The sequence below is a fragment of the Frankia nepalensis genome (genome assembly GCF_016786325.1).
GTDB classification, from domain to species: Bacteria; Actinomycetota; Actinomycetes; order Frankiales; family Frankiaceae; genus Pseudofrankia; species Pseudofrankia nepalensis.
Genome location: NZ_JADWYU010000035.1, coordinates 1 through 16,675, shown reverse-complemented (window position 1 = coordinate 16,675; position 16,675 = coordinate 1). Strand labels below are relative to the sequence as shown.

Sequence of the window (16,675 nt, the reverse complement as noted above, 5' to 3'; positions counted from 1 at the left end):
TCCGAGGGCGAGATCGGCTGGATGCCGTACTACCTGGAGCGCGCCGAGCAGGTCCTCGACAAGCAGCGCTACTGGGTCAAGCGCGGCGCGACGTTCATGGACCACGGCGGCTCCAAGGGCGTCGACCTCGACACCCTCGACGTGCGGGCCACGTTCCGCGAGCACATCTACGGCTGCTTCATCGAGGACCACCACGGCATCGCCAGCCTCGCCGAGATCGGCGAGGACAACATCATGTGCGAGACCGACTACCCCCACTCGGACTCCACCTGGCCCAACTGCATCCAGACCGTCAAGGGCATCATCGGCCACCTGCCCGAAGAGACCCAGTACAAGCTGCTGCGCGGCAACGCCGAACGGCTCTACCGGTTCACCCCCGCCACCCCACCCGTGCTGGCAGGCATCTGAATGCCCGGCGCCGGCACCGCCACGGTCACGATCGACCAGAGCCGGTGCGTCGGCAGCGGGATGTGCGTCGTGTACGCGCCCGCGACCTTCGACCACGACGAGACGGCCAAGGTCGTGGTCATCGACCCGCACGGCGACCCACTCGAGGTCGTGGAAAGCGCGGTGGACGCGTGTCCCACCGGCGCGCTGAGCATCGCGACGGCCGACAGCCCCACACCACAGAAGGACGAAGCGTGACTTCCAGCGTGCCCGACCGAAAGAGCGCGGTCGTCAACGTCACCGACGTGCCCCTGGCCGGTCGACGGCGGCCAGGTGGCCGGGTGAACCGATGACTGACGTGCAGAGCCTGGACCGGAACCGGCTCAAGGAGCTGTTCGATCTACGAAGCAGCTACAACGTGGCGATGGGCGGCGATTTCCAAACCGACCCGTACCCGGTCTGGGAGCGGCTGCGCAAGCAGGCCCCGGTGCACGAGGGCACCGTCCACAAGCTGACCGGGTATCCGGGCGAGGCCTTCTTCCAGGGGCTGCCGTTCCCAGACCGGCCGCACTTCTCCGCGTTCAGCTTCGCCGCGTGCGACGCGGCGTTCCGCGACGAGGAGACCTTCGCCTCCTCGCCGACGGCGGTCGACCCGACCGGTCAGGCGGCGGGCGTCGAAAGCAGCCTGATCTCGATGAACGGGGCGCAGCACCGGCGATACCGCGCGCTCGTTCAGCCGTCGTTCCTGCCCGCGAAGAGCGGCTGGTGGATCAGCAGTTGGATCGAGGAGACGGTCCATCTGCTGATCGACAGCTTCGTGGCCGACGGCCGGGCCGAGCTGAACGTCGACTTCTGCGCGGCGATTCCCATCCTGACGATCACCGGCAGCCTCGGCATACCCGTCGAGCAGGCACTCATCATCCGGGAGTGGCTGTCACAGCCAGCCAAGATCGTCGGGATGCTCGCCCCCATCGTCGCGGCCCGGCGCGAGTCCCCGCGGGACGATCTGATCAGTGTGCTCGTCCAGGCCGAACTGCCCGACGAGGACGGGACAACCCACCGGCTGTCGGATGTCGAGATCTACTCCTTCGCCATCCTCCTGCTGCTGGCGGGCTCCGGCACCACCTGGAAGCAGATGGGCATCATCCTCACCGCGCTGCTCCAGCGCCCGGAGATCCTCAAGGCTGTGCGGGCGGACCGTCGACTCCTCCGGGCGACGATCGAGGAGGCGATACGGTGGACGCCGACCGACCCGATGTTCTCCCGTTTCGTCACCGCGGACATCGAGTTCTTCGGCGCGCACATTCCCAAGGGATCCGTGCTGCACCTGTGCGTCGCCGCCGCGAACCGGGACCCCGAGCGGTGGGAACGCCCCGACGAGTTCGACATCCACCGGCCGCTGAAGCGTTCCCTGGGGTTCGGCGGAGGAATGCACATCTGCCTGGGAATGCACGTCGCCCGGGCCGAGATGACGGTCGGAATCGGTGCCCTGCTCGACCGGCTGCCGAACCTGCGGCTCGACCCCGATGCCGCCTCGCCGCGCATCATCGGAATGTACGAGCGCGGCGCCACCGAGATTCCCGTGCTCTTCGGCTGAAGCCAACCACGGACTATCAGAAAGGCACCACCATGAGTTCACCGGCCTACCGGCCCCCGGATCTTCTCCTCGTCGGCCCCGAGCACGTGCGGCGTTACCGGGAGACCGACGGGGAGGTCGGCTACGAGTGGAACGGCGCGCCGATCCTCCTGCTCACCACCACTGGCCGTACCAGCGGCCAGGCCCGCACGTCCGCGCTCATCTTTGGCCGGGACGGGGACGACTACCTGGTCGTGGCCTCCCAGGGAGGCGCACCCCAGCACCCCAACTGGTACCTGAACCTGCTCGCCGCGCCGGCGGCGGAAATCCAGGTCCGCGCCGAACGGCTGCGGGTGCGCGCGACGACGGCTTCCGACGCGGACAAGCCACGCCTGTGGTCGATCGTCACCGAGGTCTGGCCGAACTACGACGCCTACCAGGCCCGCACGGACAGATCCATTCCGGTCGTGGTGCTCTCACCGGTCTGACCACGGGTAACGTTCCTGCCATGGCCTGGGCCGAACGCGCCGCCGACCGGTCGCCGGTGGTGCACCGAACCCGCTCGCGCAGCATCCAGCAGACGCGGGACATGGTGGACGCCGCCCGGCGCCTGATCGCCGTCAAGGGATCGTCCTTCACGACGCAGGAGCTCGTGAGGGAGGCCGGCGTGGCCATGCAGACCTTCTACCGGCACTTCACGGGGAAGGACCAGCTGCTGCTCGCCGTCCTCGAGGACATAGTGGCGGAGAACATCGGACGGTACGAGCAGGCCGCCCGCGGGCTCCCCGACCCGCTGTCGCGGCTGCGTTACTATCTCACCGCGATGGTGGCCGGGCTGTCCGGCGACCTGGCGGGAGCCCGGTTCGTGACCTCCGAGCACTGGCGGCTACACGAGCGCTTCCCGGACGAGATCGCGGCCGCCGACCAGCCCGTCGTCGACCTGATCGAACGGGAGCTGCGAGCGGCCCAGGACGCCGGCCTGCTGCCACCGACCGACACCGGACGAGACGCGGAAATGATCGCCCGGGTCGCCATGTCCGTGTTCCACCACTACGCGTACACGTCCGGGCGCTGGTCGCCGGAGGCCCTCGGCGAGTACCTCTGGGAGTTCTGCCTGGGCGGCATCGGCCGTTCCGACATCCCCCGGTTCAATGCCGTGGCCGGTGGCGTCGCGCTCGTGTCCGGGATGGACGCCGACGACTCCGTTGGGGAACGGCACCGCACTACCCGCTAGCCGCCAGCAACGGGCTTCCGCGCTCTCCGCGCATCGGGCGCTGGCTGGTCTCGCCCTGCCGGGACAGTTCCCGCGCACCCTTCGGTGCGGCGGCGCCCCCGTTGCACGCCACCGCCATTGGCTCGATCCCATCAACCGGGCCGTTGCCGTGTCTTCGTCGACGACGTCGTTGGTTGCGAGGAGACCACGGGTCAGCCTTCGGCAACGTTCGTGAACTGTTTTTTTAGACCGCTGAGCGCGGGCCACCAGACGTTGGTGGCGGACCGTAAGGGAGAGTGGCTTCATGCCAGTAAGCAAGCTGACCGATCTGCCCGTGGGAGGAGGCGGCCGCTGGCCGCTGTGCGGGGTCGGATTCCGGTCGGTCCACTGGGGGGACCTCGAGGTCGGCTACACCACCACGATTGCCGCCGACCACACGGCGGGCTACCACGGGCTGCCCGGCGGCGTGTGCCCCTGCCCCCATTACGGCTACGTCTTCAAGGGCCGCATCCGCTGCCACTTCCCAGGCACCAACACGCCGGACGAGATCGCCCAGACCGGCGAGGCCTACTTCTTCCCCGCCGGTCATGTTCTGATCTACGAGGAGGAAACCGAGGCCTTCGAGCTCAACCCGGCCGACGCTCTGCAACGCCTCATGGATCACTTCGAGGGAATGGCCCGGGGCATCGCCGCGGCGGCGACGCCCGAACCGTAAAGGTCAGTGCACCACGGGCCTGGCCAGCAAACGGGAGCGTTGGACCGGCCGAGATCGGTCTGCGGCACGTTCGGTCAGGACACGAGGTTAACGCTGTCTTTCGGTGCCGGCGGGCGATGGGACGTCCGCACTGATGGAACGTCCGCACTCGCTGCCGGTCGTTCCTTCGTGCCGGGCGTCCCATGCCGCATGGCGAAGACGCTTCGGGTTCAGCCGCCGCGAGCCGCGACGAGAGCACCGCGGTTGACCTTGGTCGCCTCGCTACGGGGAATCGCGGCGACGAATTCGACGGTCTTGGGCGCCTTGTAGTGCGCAAGGCGGTTCTTGGCGTAGGCGATGACATCATCTGTAGTCGGTGGGTTTGCCGGGTCGGCTGGTTCGATGACCGCGTGGACGCGGCGTCCCCATTCCGGGTCGTTCAGGCCGATGACGACCACGTCGGCGATGGCCGGGTGGTCGATGAGTGCGGCCTCGACCTCGGCGGGGAACACGTTGGCGCCGCCGGTTATGATCATGTCGACGCGCCGGTCGGACAGGTAGAGGTATCCGTCGGGGTCGAGGTAGCCCATGTCGCCCGCGGTCTGGAAGCCGTCCTCGGTGCCGCGCAGCCGCGGGGCGTCACCGAGATAGCGGTATCCACCGCCGTAGGTGACGGGTGCGCGCAGGTAGATCTGTCCGACCTCTCCGGACGGCAGTTCACGAAGGTCATCCCCGAGGATGCGCAACTCGGTGCCGCCCATGCCGCGTCCGACACTTCCCTGGTGGGTCATCCATTCGTCGCCGCGGATCGCGGTGAGCCCCAGAGCCTCCGTCATGCCGTAGGCCATGACGATCCGTTCGGCGCCGATCAGCGTGGCCCAGCGGTGTACGAGCGAGGGCGGCATCGGGGCGGCGCCCTGCAGGATCCAGTCGAGGCTCGAGAGGTCTCGGCCGTCGATGTCGGGAAGGTCCGCGATCCGCTGCAGCATCGTTGGGGTCGCGGTGAAGGTCGTGATCCGGTACCGCTCGAGGACGTCGGCGACCCTGGCCGCGTCGAACTTCTCCATTACCACGAGCTGATCGCCGGAGAGCATGCTGAACTGGGTTACGAAGCCGTTGGTGTGGTACATCGGCGCCAGGACGAGAATCGTCTGCGGTCGGGAAACTGGGCGCCAGTTCTGCATGATCGGGCCGGCGTATCGCGGATCATAGAGACCGCGTTTCTCCGGCATGATGATCTTTGGGGTTCCGGTCGAGCCGCTGCTACAGATGCCGTTGATGTGCGGGGAGACGATGTCGGGCAGGTTCGGGACCTCGGCACGATCGGTCGCGTCGATCCAGGGAAGGTCGGCCGGCCCGAGGTAGATCTTCGGCGATATGACCTTGCGTAGCTTGTCGAGTTCCCAGTCGGGCACATCCCAGCGGACCGGTACTGGCACGGCGCCCAGCTTCCAGGCCGCGAGCGCGGAGAACACGAACTGTGGCGAGTTGCGCAGCCCGAGGCCGAGGCGGTCGCCGTACCGCAGACCGCGATCCGCGAGGGCGCCAGCGAGCTGGCTGGCGCGCCGGTCGAGCATCGGCCAGGTGAAGGCCGGTTCGGAGCCATCCAGTCCGATGTGACGGAACACCACCCCGGTCGGGTTCTCCCCGGCGAGCTGCCAGATTCGGCGGGAGATACTGATCTCTCCGTCACCGGCATTGGCGTTGGCGTTGGCGTTGCTGGTTTCGGTGTCCAAGGCGGCGTTCATGACCCGTCCCTTTCACGACCCGGTCCAAGTTTCCCGTGCAGATTTTGTTCAGGGCGTCCGGCCGCGGGCCTTCCCCCGCGGCGGACGAGGAGCGCCGGGCGCGTCCCAGCCATCGCCGGTGGCGGTCCCGCCTCTCCACGAGACCTTCACGTTCACTCCGTGCCTTCACGTCGCGCCGGCGTCCCGGCCGCGAGGCGCCAACCGGGTGCGGTGGATCGACAAGGACGGCGGCGCGGCTTCGAGACCTCGCGGATGGGTCAGCTTCGGTCGAGCCGAAGCTGACCCATCCGTGGGGCGAGGGCCGACAGGGATCAAGCAGCCCAGGCGGGCTGCTTCAGGTGGCGCCGACGCCGCGCGTCGCTGGAGGTGGCCATATGCTCGCAACATTCAACGAGCACGTCAAGTTCTACTGATCCGCCCAACCTGATATTCTCTGTCACGAGAGTCTCGTTCTACCCGGCGCGGACCGGACATCGCGGCGCCCGGCCCGGGGCGAAGGACGTCTAGAGGACGCCCGCAGGACGAAGCGGCCCCAAGCGCCTGGGACGCGTCATCCAGCGGGTTGGACCGTGGCACCGCAACACTCGATCGACCAACCGTCGGGCGGGTTTCTCGCCACGCCGCGGGGCGCCGACCCGATCAAGGCATCCGCCGGCCGCCCGGGGACCGCGCTCCATCACGTCGGTAACCGCGGGACCGTCGCCGCGCCGCATCTGCCGCGCCGCATCGCGATCATCGACCACGCCGCGGATCCCTACCTCATGGTGGAACAGCGACTCCGACCAGACCTCGCCGTCCGCGCGACGCCCGTCTCGATCACGGACCGTTAGGGCAAATTACCGATCAACACGCTTTTCCGGACAAACCAACGCCGCAATCTGTCGCCATTCGAGGTCGAGTGACTACGATGGGTTAGTTGGAGGCGGCGATGGTCGAGCTCGACGGCGCCAGGAGCGCCATGCCGGCCCCCCGGCCTTCCGCCGGATCGGGGCGCGCCCCGCCGTGGTTCTGGTACGCGGTGGGGGGATGCCTGCTGCTTGTCGGGCTCCAGCTCGGGACCGTGGTCCTGGCGGCCCCGCGTTCCAGCCAGATCTCCACCCAGCTCGTCCTCTCCGGCACTGAGATCGTCGCGACGGTGGCCTGTCTGTGGACCGCTCGACGGGCACGCCGCGGGGATCGGCGATGGCGCCTGCTCATCGGAGCCATGGTGGGTGGCTCGGCGGCTGCCACCGCGGTGACAGCGGTGGTGTTGTTACGTGGCCGTTCGATAGATGAGAGCTGGTCTGGCTACGCGGTCCTTCTGGTCTTCTATGCGCTGGCCCTGGCCGGACTGCTGTGCCTGCCGACCGACCCGGTGGACAGCCGGAGCGGGCACGCGCGATGGCCGTGGCGCGGCCAGGTCCGCTGGTACCTGATCACAACCATGGACGCCGTGCTGATCGTTGGCTCGGTCATCCTCCTCGAATGGCAGATCTCGCTCGACAGGCTCGTCGGGGTAGGCGTCACCGATCCGACGACGTTCCGCGTCGCCCTAGTCCATCAGGTCTGTGTACTGATCCTCGCGGCGGCGGTCCTGCTCATCGCGACCTTTCGCCGCCCACGCTCTCCGGCGGCCCTGGCGCTCCTCGGCGCCGGACTGCTGACCCACGGACTGACGATCAATATCATCGCCTACCGGATAGCGCAGGACAGGTACGACCTTCCACACTGGATCAGCGTCCCGTTCACCGCCGCCTTCCTGCTGATTCTGCTCGCCGTTCTGGTGCCCACCCCGGTCCGCACCCGTGAGGAGACCCTGACGTCGCCGCACCCGCGGGCCCTGTGGGCGCATGCCGCGCTGCCCTACGCCGCCCTGGGCGCGGCGGGCCTTCCGATCGTCGCCAAGCTGATCAATAGCACGGCACTGGACCGGTTCGAGGCGTCCGTCATCGTTGGCCTGCTCGTCGTCGCGCTGGGCCGACAGATGATCACACTGGCCGAGAACATCCAGCTGCTCGCCAAGGTCCGGGAACGCGAGGACCAACTGCGGTACCAGGCGTTCCACGACCCCCTGACGGGTCTCGCGAACCGCGCGCTGTTCACCCGCCGACTGCGGCGAGCCGTCGCGCGAAGCGTCGACGCGGATGACGCTCCGGGCCGCGACGAGGCGTCCATCCGCCAGGAGACGACGATGTCCGTTCTGTTCGTGGACCTGGACCACTTCAAGCAGGTGAACGACGCACTCGGACACGCCGCCGGCGACGAGCTTCTGAAGATCAGTGCCCAGCGGCTCCGGGCCGGAACCCGCACGGCCGACACCGTCGCCCGCCTCGGTGGCGACGAGTTCGCCGTCATCCTGGAGGGCCGCGGCCCCGACACCCCCTGCCGAGTCGCCGGACGGCTCGCGAGCGCGTTGCAGGCACCCTGCGACCTGGCCGGCCGTCCCTACCTCCCGCGGGCCAGCCTCGGCCTGGTCACCCTCGACCACGCCACCCGACCGGTCAACCCCGACATCCTCCTCCACCAGGCCGACCTCGCCATGTACACGGCCAAACATGGGCGGGAGGGCAAGCTCGTCGTCCACCGATTCGACCCACCCATCCCGTTCGATCATCCGAGGCCTTTAGAGGACTCTGAATCAGAAGAATCGTGGTGAGGTGGCAGATACTCGCTCGGACAAGAGCCCTTGGGAATCCACCCGTCCGACCCGACGGAGCCGTGCGCCATCGGAGGCGCGGGCAACTGCTCTGTCGCGGCTGCCCAGTGACCAACGTGCCACCAGCGGCCGAGAGCCGTATCCGGGCGATATCTGGGCCGGCTCAGTGAGCGTGGACGACGACGCCGCGGATATTCTTTCCCGAGCGCATGTCCTCATAGCCCTCGTTGATCTGGTCGAGGGTGTAGTGGGTCGTGATGATCTCGTCGAGCCGCAGGCGGCCCTGCCGGTAGAGTTCGAGCAGGGCCGGGATGTCCCGAGTCGGGTTGCAGGCACCGAACAGCGCGCCCTGCAGACGCTTCTGGAACAGCACCAGGTGCCGCACGGAGACCGGGATTCCGACATCCTCGGCGGCACTGCCCATGCCGACCATCACGCAGGTGCCGGCCTTGCGGATGGCGTCGACGCCCTGGGCGATCTGCTCCGGCCTGGTCACCCCGACGCAGATGATGCACGAGTCGGCGCCCTGACCATTGGTGAAGCTCTTCGCGATGTCGGTCGCCTCGGCCATGGTGGCAACCGCGTGCGTCGCACCCAGCTTGAGCGACGTCGTCCGCTTCATCTCCACCGGGTCGACCGCGATCACGACCGACGCACCGGCGTGAGCGGCGCCCTGCACCGCGTTCATGCCGATCCCGCCGACACCCATCACGACGACGACGTCACCTACCCGCACGTTGGCGGAGTTCACCGCCGCTCCCCAGCCCGTCGGGACCCCGCAGCTGGTCAGGCAGGCGACCTCAAGCGGGATGTCATTCGGGATCTTGACAGCCGACTTCACCGAGACCGTCGAATACTGGCTGAACGTCGACACGCCGGCCCCCTGGCCGACCGGCGTGCCGTCGGGCAGACGCATGCGCTTGCTGCCGTCCGGGCGGATCCCCGCAAGTACGAGGGCGCCGTTGTCACACAGGTTCTGCATGCCGGACGAGCACCAGCGGCAGCGCCCGCAGGTGGGCAGGAACGACAGAACGACGTGGTCACCGACCTCCCAACCAGGGGTGTCGGGGCCGACCTCGACGACGACACCAGCCCCTTCGTGGCCGCCCGCTGTAGGAAACGCTCCCCTGGGCGCCGGCAGGTCGCCCGTCGCGATGTGGTCGTCCGAGTGGCACAGCCCGCCGGCCACCATCTGGACGAGCAGTTCGTCCTGACGGGGCGGCTCCAGCTCCACCTCGGTCGTCTCCCACCGGCCCGGCTGTTCGAACAGGACGGCCGCCTTGGTCAACACAGAGATCTCCCTTGCCGATGTAGGTGCGCCGGCCGCGGCCCGGCGCACAGCCTGAGAAAAGTGCGGACTCCCGAGGCCAGGCGGAACGCGGTGATGGTCGTGATCGGATGTCCCGCGACGGCCAGGAGCCCGGTCGACGATGCCTCGAATCCGCCGGCCGTGAGGAACGCCCTCCGCCGCCGTACCGTCTCGAAGAACGCCTCCAGACATCCCTCACGACGGCGCGGCCCAAGCGGACTCGCCAGGCGTCCTGCCTGGCCGCGCACGCGACGGGCCTGGCGCTCGACGCGCCATTCGTCTTCGGTGCTACCGACCGCCCTCCACCGGCGTGAACTCCAGGTGCAGCTCGGTCAGTCCCCGCAGCAGCCAGGTCGGTTCGTACTTGAAGCGCCGGGCGCCCGCCGGCCCGTGGTGCTCCTCGGAGAGCCGGATGTCGCGGGTGCGGTCGAGGATGCGGTCGAGACTGATGCGGCCCTCTACGCGGGCCAGCGGGCCACCGGGGCAGGAGTGGACGCCGCGGCCGAAAGCGATGTGCTGGCGGACGTTGCCCCGGTCGATACGGAACTCGGCCGGGCACTCGAAGTGCCGGGGGTCGCGGTTGGCCGCGCCGTTGAGCAGCATGACCGGTGTTCCCGCCGCCACCTCGACGCCGCCGATGGTCGTGGCGCGCTTGGCCAGCCGGAAGTCGGTCTTGACCGGGCTCTCGATGCGCAGGGTCTCCTCGATCAGATCAGGGATGCGTTCGCGATGCGCCCGAAGCTCGTCCTGCGCCTCCGGGTGCTCGGCAAGGTACTTCAGCGCGGCCGCGAGCAGCCGCGCGGTCGTCTCCTGACCAGCGGCGAACAGGAACGTCGCCGCCCGGACGACCGAGACCACCTCGGGTGTGGCTCCGTCCGGGTAGGTCGCCTGCGCCATCTTGGTCAGTACGTCGTCGCGCGGTTCACGACGGCGGTCCTCTATGTACTGGGTGAACCAGTCGTCAAGCCAGCCCAGCGCGTTCCTGGCGGGGTCACCGTGCTCGTCGTTGCCGATCTGGGCGGGCTTGGGGCTGAGGCCGAAGCCTTCACGGAACCGCTGGTGGTGAGCCTCGGGCACGCCCAGCACGTCAGCGACGGCGAGCATCGCGAAAGGCTGCGAATACTCCCGGACGAACTCGCACCTGCCACTGGCCAGGAACTCGTCGAGCTGCCGGTCGGCCAGGCGCAGGATGAACTCCTCGTTCTCCTTGAGGCGCGCCGGCGTGAGCAGCCGCATCAGCAGTGCTCGCTCGCGGGTGTGGTCGGGCGGGTCCATCGTGACCATGTGGTCGTTCAGCGGAAGCTGGTCCCGGTAGCGATCGATGATGTCACTGACGTCATCACCCTCGAGCGGGACCGGGAACGTCGCGTAGGGACCGGCGAATGAGTTGCACGACGAGAAGGTGTCGGGGTTGCGGTACACCTCGGCGGCCTCGTCGTAGCCCGACACCGCCACGACTCCGATATGAGGCAGCGGCAGCACCGGGCACGCCGAACGCAGTGATTCGAAATAAGGATACGGGTCCTCGACGAGCGACTCGTCGTTGAAGAAGTCGATCGTCTTCCAGTCGGACAACGTGCTCTCCTTCTACCAGACTGTGTGCACACGCCCCGGGGCGCACTCGCCCGACTTGACGTGCACGTACTCAAGGTTCGGCAGTTAGCTGTGGCATGATCTGCCCACTCGGCCGCTCCGGCTTCAACGCACACCGTGCCGCCGCCAGAAGTTTCCGACCGCGGCAACGGAGATGCGGTGATGGCTGAGCGGAGCTCAGAGCCGGTAGAGTTTCCTGGCGTTCTCGCCGAGAATCTTCGCGCGCGCGTCCTGGGACAGGGTTGCCATCTTCTCCTCGACGCTCTGCAGCGGGCCTGGATAAAGGCAGGTCGGGTGCGGGAAGTCGGTCTCGAACAGGATCCGGTCCTCACCGACCGCCTCGATGAGCTCCGGCAGTTTGTTTCGGTTGTTCTCGAACCAGAACGTGGCGTAGATGTTGCTGCGGAAGTAGTCCGATGGCATCTTCTTCAGCTGCGCGAGTTCTTCCGGCGCGTTCTCCGCCATCTCGTAGTCGAGCGTCTCGAGAATGAACGGGATCCAGCCCACGCCACTCTCCACCGACACCGTCTGCAGGCCGGGGTGACGATCGAAGATACCCGACAGGATCAGGTTCGTCACCACGCGCGCGTTACCGATGAACAGCAGGGTTCCACCGATCGCGAGCTTGGTGTTCGGGGCGTGTGACTCCCACGGGTACTTCCCGTAGAACGTCATGCCCGTGATGCTGGCGCCGATGTGGAAGTGCACCGGCAGCCGCAGTTCGCTGCAGGTTGCCCAGAACGGGTCCCACGCCCGGTTCGCCAGGTCCGGCGAGCCCAGGTCCTGCGGGTCCGAGGTCATGTTGACCCCGCGCGCCCCCAGCGCGGCGACCCGCTTCGCCTCGCTGACGCACAGGTCGATGTCCCACGCCGGCATCAGCGGGAGCGGCAGCAGCCGGTTGCCCGACTCGCTCTGGATCTCCGCCATCGCGTCGTTGTAGATCTCGATCGACAGCCGGGTGAGGGCGGGGTCGTCCGACAGGCCGAGGTCCTGGCCTCCTAGGCCGATGGTGCTCGGGAAGATGATCTGGGCATCGATGCCGCACTCGTCGAGGACCTGGAGCCGGACCTTCGGGTCGTAGGCGCCGACGTGGATCTCGTCGATCGTCCACTCGAATAACGCCTTGTTGGCGCTCTCCTTCTTGCCGTCACGGCCAATCACGCCACCGGCGCTGTAGTTCCCGACCGGTTTGCCGTCGAAGACCCACATCTGCTGCCCGTCGACCGTTTCCACACGAGGGACCCGGTCACGGAACTCGGTCGGCGCGCGCTTGGTGAAGAGGTCAGCCGGTTCGGACCAGTGCGAGTCCGAGTCGACTATGAAAAGACCATTGTTCGCCATGGTCGCCGATGCTAACCTCCCGTCGAGTCACGCGCAATGATGGAGATGTTCTCACAGGTAACAACGTCGTAGACGACGGGGAAACCATGGACTACTACGCGCTAAACCGTTCTCCGGAGCGCGGGAAATCTCCGCCACACACTCGGCGTGGCGGCAGGACAAGACCAGTACTGGGCCGGCCGAGCTGGCACCTCCTTCTACCGAGGAATCGGTTCGAGAATGCAGGACGACACTCTTTCCGACCTTTACGCCAGCTCAGCTTCGCGCCCCGGGTCGGCGGGGACACGTTCCTCGGACCCACGAGCGGTCCGCTCCGGCCGGTCACGGTTCGGCGAAGAACTCCAGGAGGACCGGCGCTGCCTTCACCCACGGGCCGAACAGGTCACCGGTACCCGCGAGCGACGCGGCGACGGCGCGCTCCCAGGCGTCCTCGGGCCAGGGGGGCTCGATCAGGCGGGATCCTTCGATGAGCGCGTGCACTTCCATCGACGTCCGCTTCGGGTGGTCGTAGTCCTTCTCGCCACCTCGGATGATCAAGGTGGGCACCTTGATCTGTTCGAACTCCCAATCACTTACCCCGGGGATGGGCTCGTTGGGTTTCGGCACGAACGCGTCCAGCCACCGGTTCATCACCCGTTCGAACTGCTCGCTCCCCAAGGCAAGCAGTCGGTCTCTGTTACGTGGATTCGCGGCGATGGCGTCGGCCCAGCCGCCCGCGGCGCCCGACATCTCCAGGACGCCCTCGATGCCCTTGGCCCGCACCACACGCAGCTCGTCGAGGACATACACCTGCGCGAGCGACATCGTGCTGAACGTGCCACCGACGATCGACCACAGGGCCAGCTTCCGGACGAGCCGGGGCCACCTCATGGCAAAGATGATCGAGTCCCGCGCGCCGCCGGAACCACCCGCCGCGATGACCTGCTCCACTCCGAGCGCCTGCAGCATCAGCCCCAGGGTCTCGGCCCGCATATGGGACTCCGAGCGTCCGTACAACTGCACGTCGGACTTCCCGCAGTTCGGCCGGTCCCACAGCAGGACCCTCTTGCCACCATCAGCCAACGCGTCGGCGAGCTCATGCAGGCCGCCGGCGTCCTTGCCGAACCGGCCCCCCGGCGTGAGGACGACGATCTCGCCGTCCTCGGGACCGACGAACTCGTAGACGACGACACCGCCGTTGATCTCGATCTCACGATCGGGCACGGCCCTCCTCCGACATCTCTCGAGCGCTCGCGGGACGCGGGCCTCGGGGCCGACGGCGCGCGGGCGTTGCCAGATCGCGGCAGCTCCCGGCACCCCATCGAGCCCTTGCTCGCGACCGGGGCAGCCGTAACAGCTCAATCATATATATTGATCGTCAACGAGACAAGCAACATCTCTATCATTCGGATGACAGGTCCCCACGCTGCTAGAGTCGAGGTCCCATGGGGCAAGCCGAGCAGCCGCTAGCAGTTGATCGCGGCGCACCGCTCGTCCACGTGCCGAAGGTGGCGGAACTCGTTGCCGCCGAGGTCCGGCGACGGATCGTCGGCGGCGAGCTCAGCGACGGTGACGAACTCCCCCGCGAGTCGGACATGCAGGACGAGTTCCGCGTGAGCAGACCCAGCGTGCGCGAGGCGCTACGGATCCTCGAGACCGAAGGCCTTGTTCGCATTCGCCGCGGGAAGGTCGGCGGCGGCGTGGTCAGGCGACCCACCGCCGCCAGCGCCGCGTACCACCTGGCCCTCACCCTCAAGGCCCACGACGTCACGCACCAGGACCTGGCCACCGCTCGGCTGGCGATCGAGCCGAGTTGCGCCTCGCTGGCGGCCGGCCTGCCCGATCGACGCGCCGTCGTCGACGAGCTCACGCGCCTCGTCGACGAGAGCGAGACGTGCCCCACGACCTCGGCGTTCACCGAGGCGGCGCACGCGTTTCACCTTCGGCTCACCGAACTGTGCGGCAACACGACCATGACGCTGATCGCGGGCACGCTGGAGGCCGTCTGGAGCTTCCAGGAGTCCCGAGTCGCCCAGGTCGCCCTCGGCGCCGAGGAACATCCCGAGGATCTGAAAACGAGACGGCGGGCCATCGCATCCCACCGGCGCCTCATCGCGGCGATCGCCGCTGGCAACAGTGATCAAGCAAGCCGCGAGATGCGCAAACACATCACCGACATGCAACAGGAAGTGATCGGAACCTACGGCTCCACGGTGATCGATCTGGCGACGGCGCCGACAGCGGGTACACCGCGCCCTCGCACCCGGCCCGCCGCCCCCACTCAGTCCCCTTAGCAGTCCAGTGGGACGCGACGGATGCCGGCTGTCGCCGTAGGGCATTCAACGTGCCAGGCCTCAGGTCGGCCGCGCGCCTTCCGGTCAGGCCATCGTGTACCGGATCGGCAGCCGCTTGGGTCCCCCGACGAACAGCGTCTCGGTGTACTCGGGTGTCCCCGCGAGCTCGATCGACCGCACGCGGGAGACCAGCTCGGCGTAGAGCGCCTGGCCCTCGAGACGGGCCAGGTGGGTGCCCAGGCAGTAGTGAGCGCCGAACCCGAAGGCGACGTGGCGGTTCGGGCTTCGGCCGACGTCGAAGGTGTTCGGGTTGTCGAAGACATCCTCGTCACGGTTGGCCGACGGGTAGGAGAGCAGCACCGACTCCCCCGCCGCGATGGGAACACCGCGTACGACCGTGTCCTCGGTCGCGGTGCGCATGAACTGCTTGACCGGTGAGACCCAGCGGATCATCTCGTCGACCCCGGGCGCCACCAGCGCCGGATCGTCGGCGAGGCGCCCCCACTGGTCCGGGTTCTCCAGCAGCGCGTGCAGCCCGCCGGCCAGCGCCGAGCTGGTGGTGTCATGCCCCGCCGTCGCGATCAGCGTGTAATAGCCGGCCGCCTCGAGCTCACCCATCTGTTCCCCGTGGACCATCGCGTTGGCGATCACGGAGCCCAGATCGTCGGTCGGGTTCTCGCGACGGTCCTGGATGAGCCCCTGGAAGTAGATGAAGAAGTCCATCAGGACCGCCATCTGCGCCTGCTTGTCCTGGCTCCTGGCCAGGTCCTCGTCCGCCGCGCCGAACAGCTCCTGGGTGAGCTTGAGCATCCTGGGGAAGTCGTCCTCGGGCAGGCCGAGCAGGGACAGGATCACATACAGCGGGTAGTGCGCCGCGACGTCGACGAAGAAGTCGCACTCACCGCCGAGATCGGCCATGTGGTCCACGTAGCGCTTCGCCAGTTCGGCGATGCGGTCGCGCAGCCGCCGAACCCCGGCCGGCTTGAACCAGTCCGCGCTGATGTGCCGGTAGACCGGATGGTCCGGGGCGTCCATCTGGACCAGCGACCGGATCGGGATGTTCGCCCGCTCGGCGTCCTTCGCCTTCGGCCCGAGCGCGGGCCGGGGCGCGTTCAGCCAGATGTCCGAGCCGCGGGCGATCGCCAACACGTCCTCGTGCTTGGTGATCGCCCAGAACGGGTTGAACCTCGGATGCTCGACCCGGTGCACCGGCGATTCGCGCCGCAGCAGGGCGGTGGCGGTGTGGAACCGCTCGTTGTCGGCATACGCCCGTGGATCAGTGAAGACGGTGGCCGCCGCGGCGATGTCCATCGCTGGTCCCTTCGAAAGTCCTTGATGACGGCAGGTCGCCGCCGCTCCCGCCCGAGCGACCTCGGAAGCCGCGCGCTCGGCCGAGCGCCAGCTCGTAGCCGGCCGGCCACAACGTAATGTATGTCGATATCGATGTCGACATCGAGTGCATTGACGGACCAGCGTGCGGCCCGTCCGCCGGACAGCGCTTGCCGCCACCCCGACGTGGACCCGGTCGCGCTCGTGCTCGGCACGATGAACCGGCACGGCGTCGAGATCGCTTTGATCAGCTCGCCTGGCCGACCACTCTCAAGGGTCCCGTCGGCCGTCCACAAGGCCTCCGACCGAAAGATCCGCGTTCCAGGTCACCGGTGTGTGACGGAGCGAGTGCGGATCCGGGAGATGGATCCGGACGAGGAACAGAAGCCGTCGCGGATCGCGCGGCGGTCCTCGGGGTCGGTGGTGAGGTAGCGGCGGGCGGGCAGCCGGCGACGGGCAAACCCGTCAGCGTTGGTGGCCAGACCTGGCCGGTGTGGTGACCGGCAGGTCGCGGCTGGGGATCCGGCCCCGGGCCTGGCGCGTGGCGATGGTCGCGGACTGGACCAGGCGGCGGCCC

Annotated in this window: 15 protein-coding genes; 9 read left to right on the top strand and 6 right to left on the bottom strand. The window is 68.0% G+C overall.

What is annotated here, in order from left to right; translation table 11 throughout:
• The 6 genes from I6A81_RS01650 to I6A81_RS01625 form a co-directional block, all read left to right on the top strand.
• Positions 1–408: amidohydrolase family protein (locus I6A81_RS01650; RefSeq protein ID WP_203006337.1), on the top strand; the 408-nt coding region annotated here is incomplete at its 5' end.
• A complete protein-coding gene (locus tag I6A81_RS01645; RefSeq protein WP_203006336.1) occupies positions 409–645 on the top strand; it encodes a ferredoxin in 237 nt (78 codons plus the stop codon). It begins immediately after the preceding gene.
• Between the two features lie 91 nt (positions 646–736).
• Entirely contained in the window at positions 737–1,984 is a 1,248-nt protein-coding gene (locus I6A81_RS01640; protein WP_203006335.1) for a cytochrome P450, read from the top strand.
• Positions 1,985–2,016: 32 nt separating this feature from the next.
• Positions 2,017–2,451: a nitroreductase family deazaflavin-dependent oxidoreductase gene (locus tag I6A81_RS01635; RefSeq protein ID WP_203006334.1), complete on the top strand. Its 435-nt coding sequence runs from the start codon at positions 2,017–2,019 to the stop codon at positions 2,449–2,451.
• Between the two features lie 20 nt (positions 2,452–2,471).
• On the top strand, positions 2,472–3,197 hold the full coding sequence (locus I6A81_RS01630; RefSeq protein ID WP_203006333.1) for a TetR/AcrR family transcriptional regulator: 726 nt from the start codon (positions 2,472–2,474) through the stop codon (positions 3,195–3,197).
• Positions 3,198–3,480: 283 nt separating this feature from the next.
• Complete coding sequence (locus I6A81_RS01625; RefSeq protein WP_203006332.1) at positions 3,481–3,891, top strand: hypothetical protein; 411 nt, start codon at positions 3,481–3,483, stop codon at positions 3,889–3,891.
• A gap of 209 nt (positions 3,892–4,100) precedes the next feature.
• Here I6A81_RS01625 and I6A81_RS01620 read toward each other — a convergent pair whose 3' ends face one another.
• Positions 4,101–5,618, bottom strand: a complete 1,518-nt coding sequence (locus I6A81_RS01620) for a class I adenylate-forming enzyme family protein (RefSeq protein WP_203006331.1) — start codon at positions 5,616–5,618, stop codon at positions 4,101–4,103.
• Positions 5,619–6,187: 569 nt separating this feature from the next.
• Here I6A81_RS01620 and I6A81_RS01615 point away from each other — a divergent pair.
• Both I6A81_RS01615 and I6A81_RS01610 read left to right on the top strand, forming a co-directional pair.
• On the top strand, positions 6,188–6,448 hold the full coding sequence (locus tag I6A81_RS01615; protein ID WP_203006330.1) for a hypothetical protein: 261 nt from the start codon (positions 6,188–6,190) through the stop codon (positions 6,446–6,448).
• An 86-nt stretch (positions 6,449–6,534) separates the two neighbouring features.
• Entirely contained in the window at positions 6,535–8,253 is a 1,719-nt protein-coding gene (locus I6A81_RS01610) for a GGDEF domain-containing protein (protein ID WP_238430542.1), read from the top strand.
• A gap of 163 nt (positions 8,254–8,416) precedes the next feature.
• On the opposite strand, the gene I6A81_RS01605 is transcribed toward I6A81_RS01610, so the two are convergent.
• The 4 genes from I6A81_RS01605 to I6A81_RS01590 all read right to left on the bottom strand — a co-directional run bounded on the left by I6A81_RS01605 (position 8,417) and on the right by I6A81_RS01590 (position 13,699).
• On the bottom strand, positions 8,417–9,544 hold the full coding sequence (locus I6A81_RS01605; protein ID WP_203006329.1) for an NDMA-dependent alcohol dehydrogenase: 1,128 nt from the start codon (positions 9,542–9,544) through the stop codon (positions 8,417–8,419).
• 306 nt (positions 9,545–9,850) lie between these two features.
• Positions 9,851–11,137: a cytochrome P450 gene (locus tag I6A81_RS01600; protein ID WP_203006328.1), complete on the bottom strand. Its 1,287-nt coding sequence runs from the start codon at positions 11,135–11,137 to the stop codon at positions 9,851–9,853.
• Positions 11,138–11,332: 195 nt separating this feature from the next.
• On the bottom strand, positions 11,333–12,496 hold the full coding sequence (locus I6A81_RS01595; protein WP_203006327.1) for an amidohydrolase family protein: 1,164 nt from the start codon (positions 12,494–12,496) through the stop codon (positions 11,333–11,335).
• A 321-nt stretch (positions 12,497–12,817) separates the two neighbouring features.
• Positions 12,818–13,699 carry an alpha/beta fold hydrolase gene (locus I6A81_RS01590; protein ID WP_203006326.1) on the bottom strand — a complete coding sequence of 294 codons (882 nt, stop codon included), beginning with the start codon at positions 13,697–13,699 and terminating at the stop codon, positions 12,818–12,820.
• A 221-nt stretch (positions 13,700–13,920) separates the two neighbouring features.
• Between I6A81_RS01590 and I6A81_RS01585 the strand changes: the two genes are divergently transcribed.
• Entirely contained in the window at positions 13,921–14,769 is an 849-nt protein-coding gene (locus tag I6A81_RS01585) for a FadR/GntR family transcriptional regulator (protein WP_203006325.1), read from the top strand.
• Positions 14,770–14,853: 84 nt separating this feature from the next.
• On the opposite strand, the gene I6A81_RS01580 is transcribed toward I6A81_RS01585, so the two are convergent.
• The gene (locus I6A81_RS01580) at positions 14,854–16,080 is read right to left on the bottom strand and encodes a cytochrome P450 (RefSeq protein WP_203006324.1); all 1,227 of its coding nucleotides are present in this window, start codon (positions 16,078–16,080) and stop codon (positions 14,854–14,856) included.
• Positions 16,081–16,675 lie beyond the last annotated feature (595 nt).

Excerpts from the sequence above, each read along its gene's own strand:
- I6A81_RS01620 (WP_203006331.1), bottom strand. The coding sequence starts at position 5,618 with ATGAACGCCGCCTTGGACACCGAAACCAGCAACGCCAACGCCAACGCC.
- I6A81_RS01630 (WP_203006333.1), top strand. The coding sequence starts at position 2,472 with ATGGCCTGGGCCGAACGCGCCGCCGACCGGTCGCCGGTGGTGCACCGA.
- I6A81_RS01625 (WP_203006332.1), top strand. The coding sequence starts at position 3,481 with ATGCCAGTAAGCAAGCTGACCGATCTGCCCGTGGGAGGAGGCGGCCGC.
- I6A81_RS01595 (WP_203006327.1), bottom strand. The coding sequence starts at position 12,496 with ATGGCGAACAATGGTCTTTTCATAGTCGACTCGGACTCGCACTGGTCC.
- I6A81_RS01640 (WP_203006335.1), top strand. The coding sequence starts at position 737 with ATGACTGACGTGCAGAGCCTGGACCGGAACCGGCTCAAGGAGCTGTTC.
- I6A81_RS01635 (WP_203006334.1), top strand. The coding sequence starts at position 2,017 with ATGAGTTCACCGGCCTACCGGCCCCCGGATCTTCTCCTCGTCGGCCCC.
- I6A81_RS01580 (WP_203006324.1), bottom strand. The coding sequence starts at position 16,080 with ATGGACATCGCCGCGGCGGCCACCGTCTTCACTGATCCACGGGCGTAT.
- I6A81_RS01585 (WP_203006325.1), top strand. The coding sequence starts at position 13,921 with ATGGGGCAAGCCGAGCAGCCGCTAGCAGTTGATCGCGGCGCACCGCTC.
- I6A81_RS01645 (WP_203006336.1), top strand. The coding sequence starts at position 409 with ATGCCCGGCGCCGGCACCGCCACGGTCACGATCGACCAGAGCCGGTGC.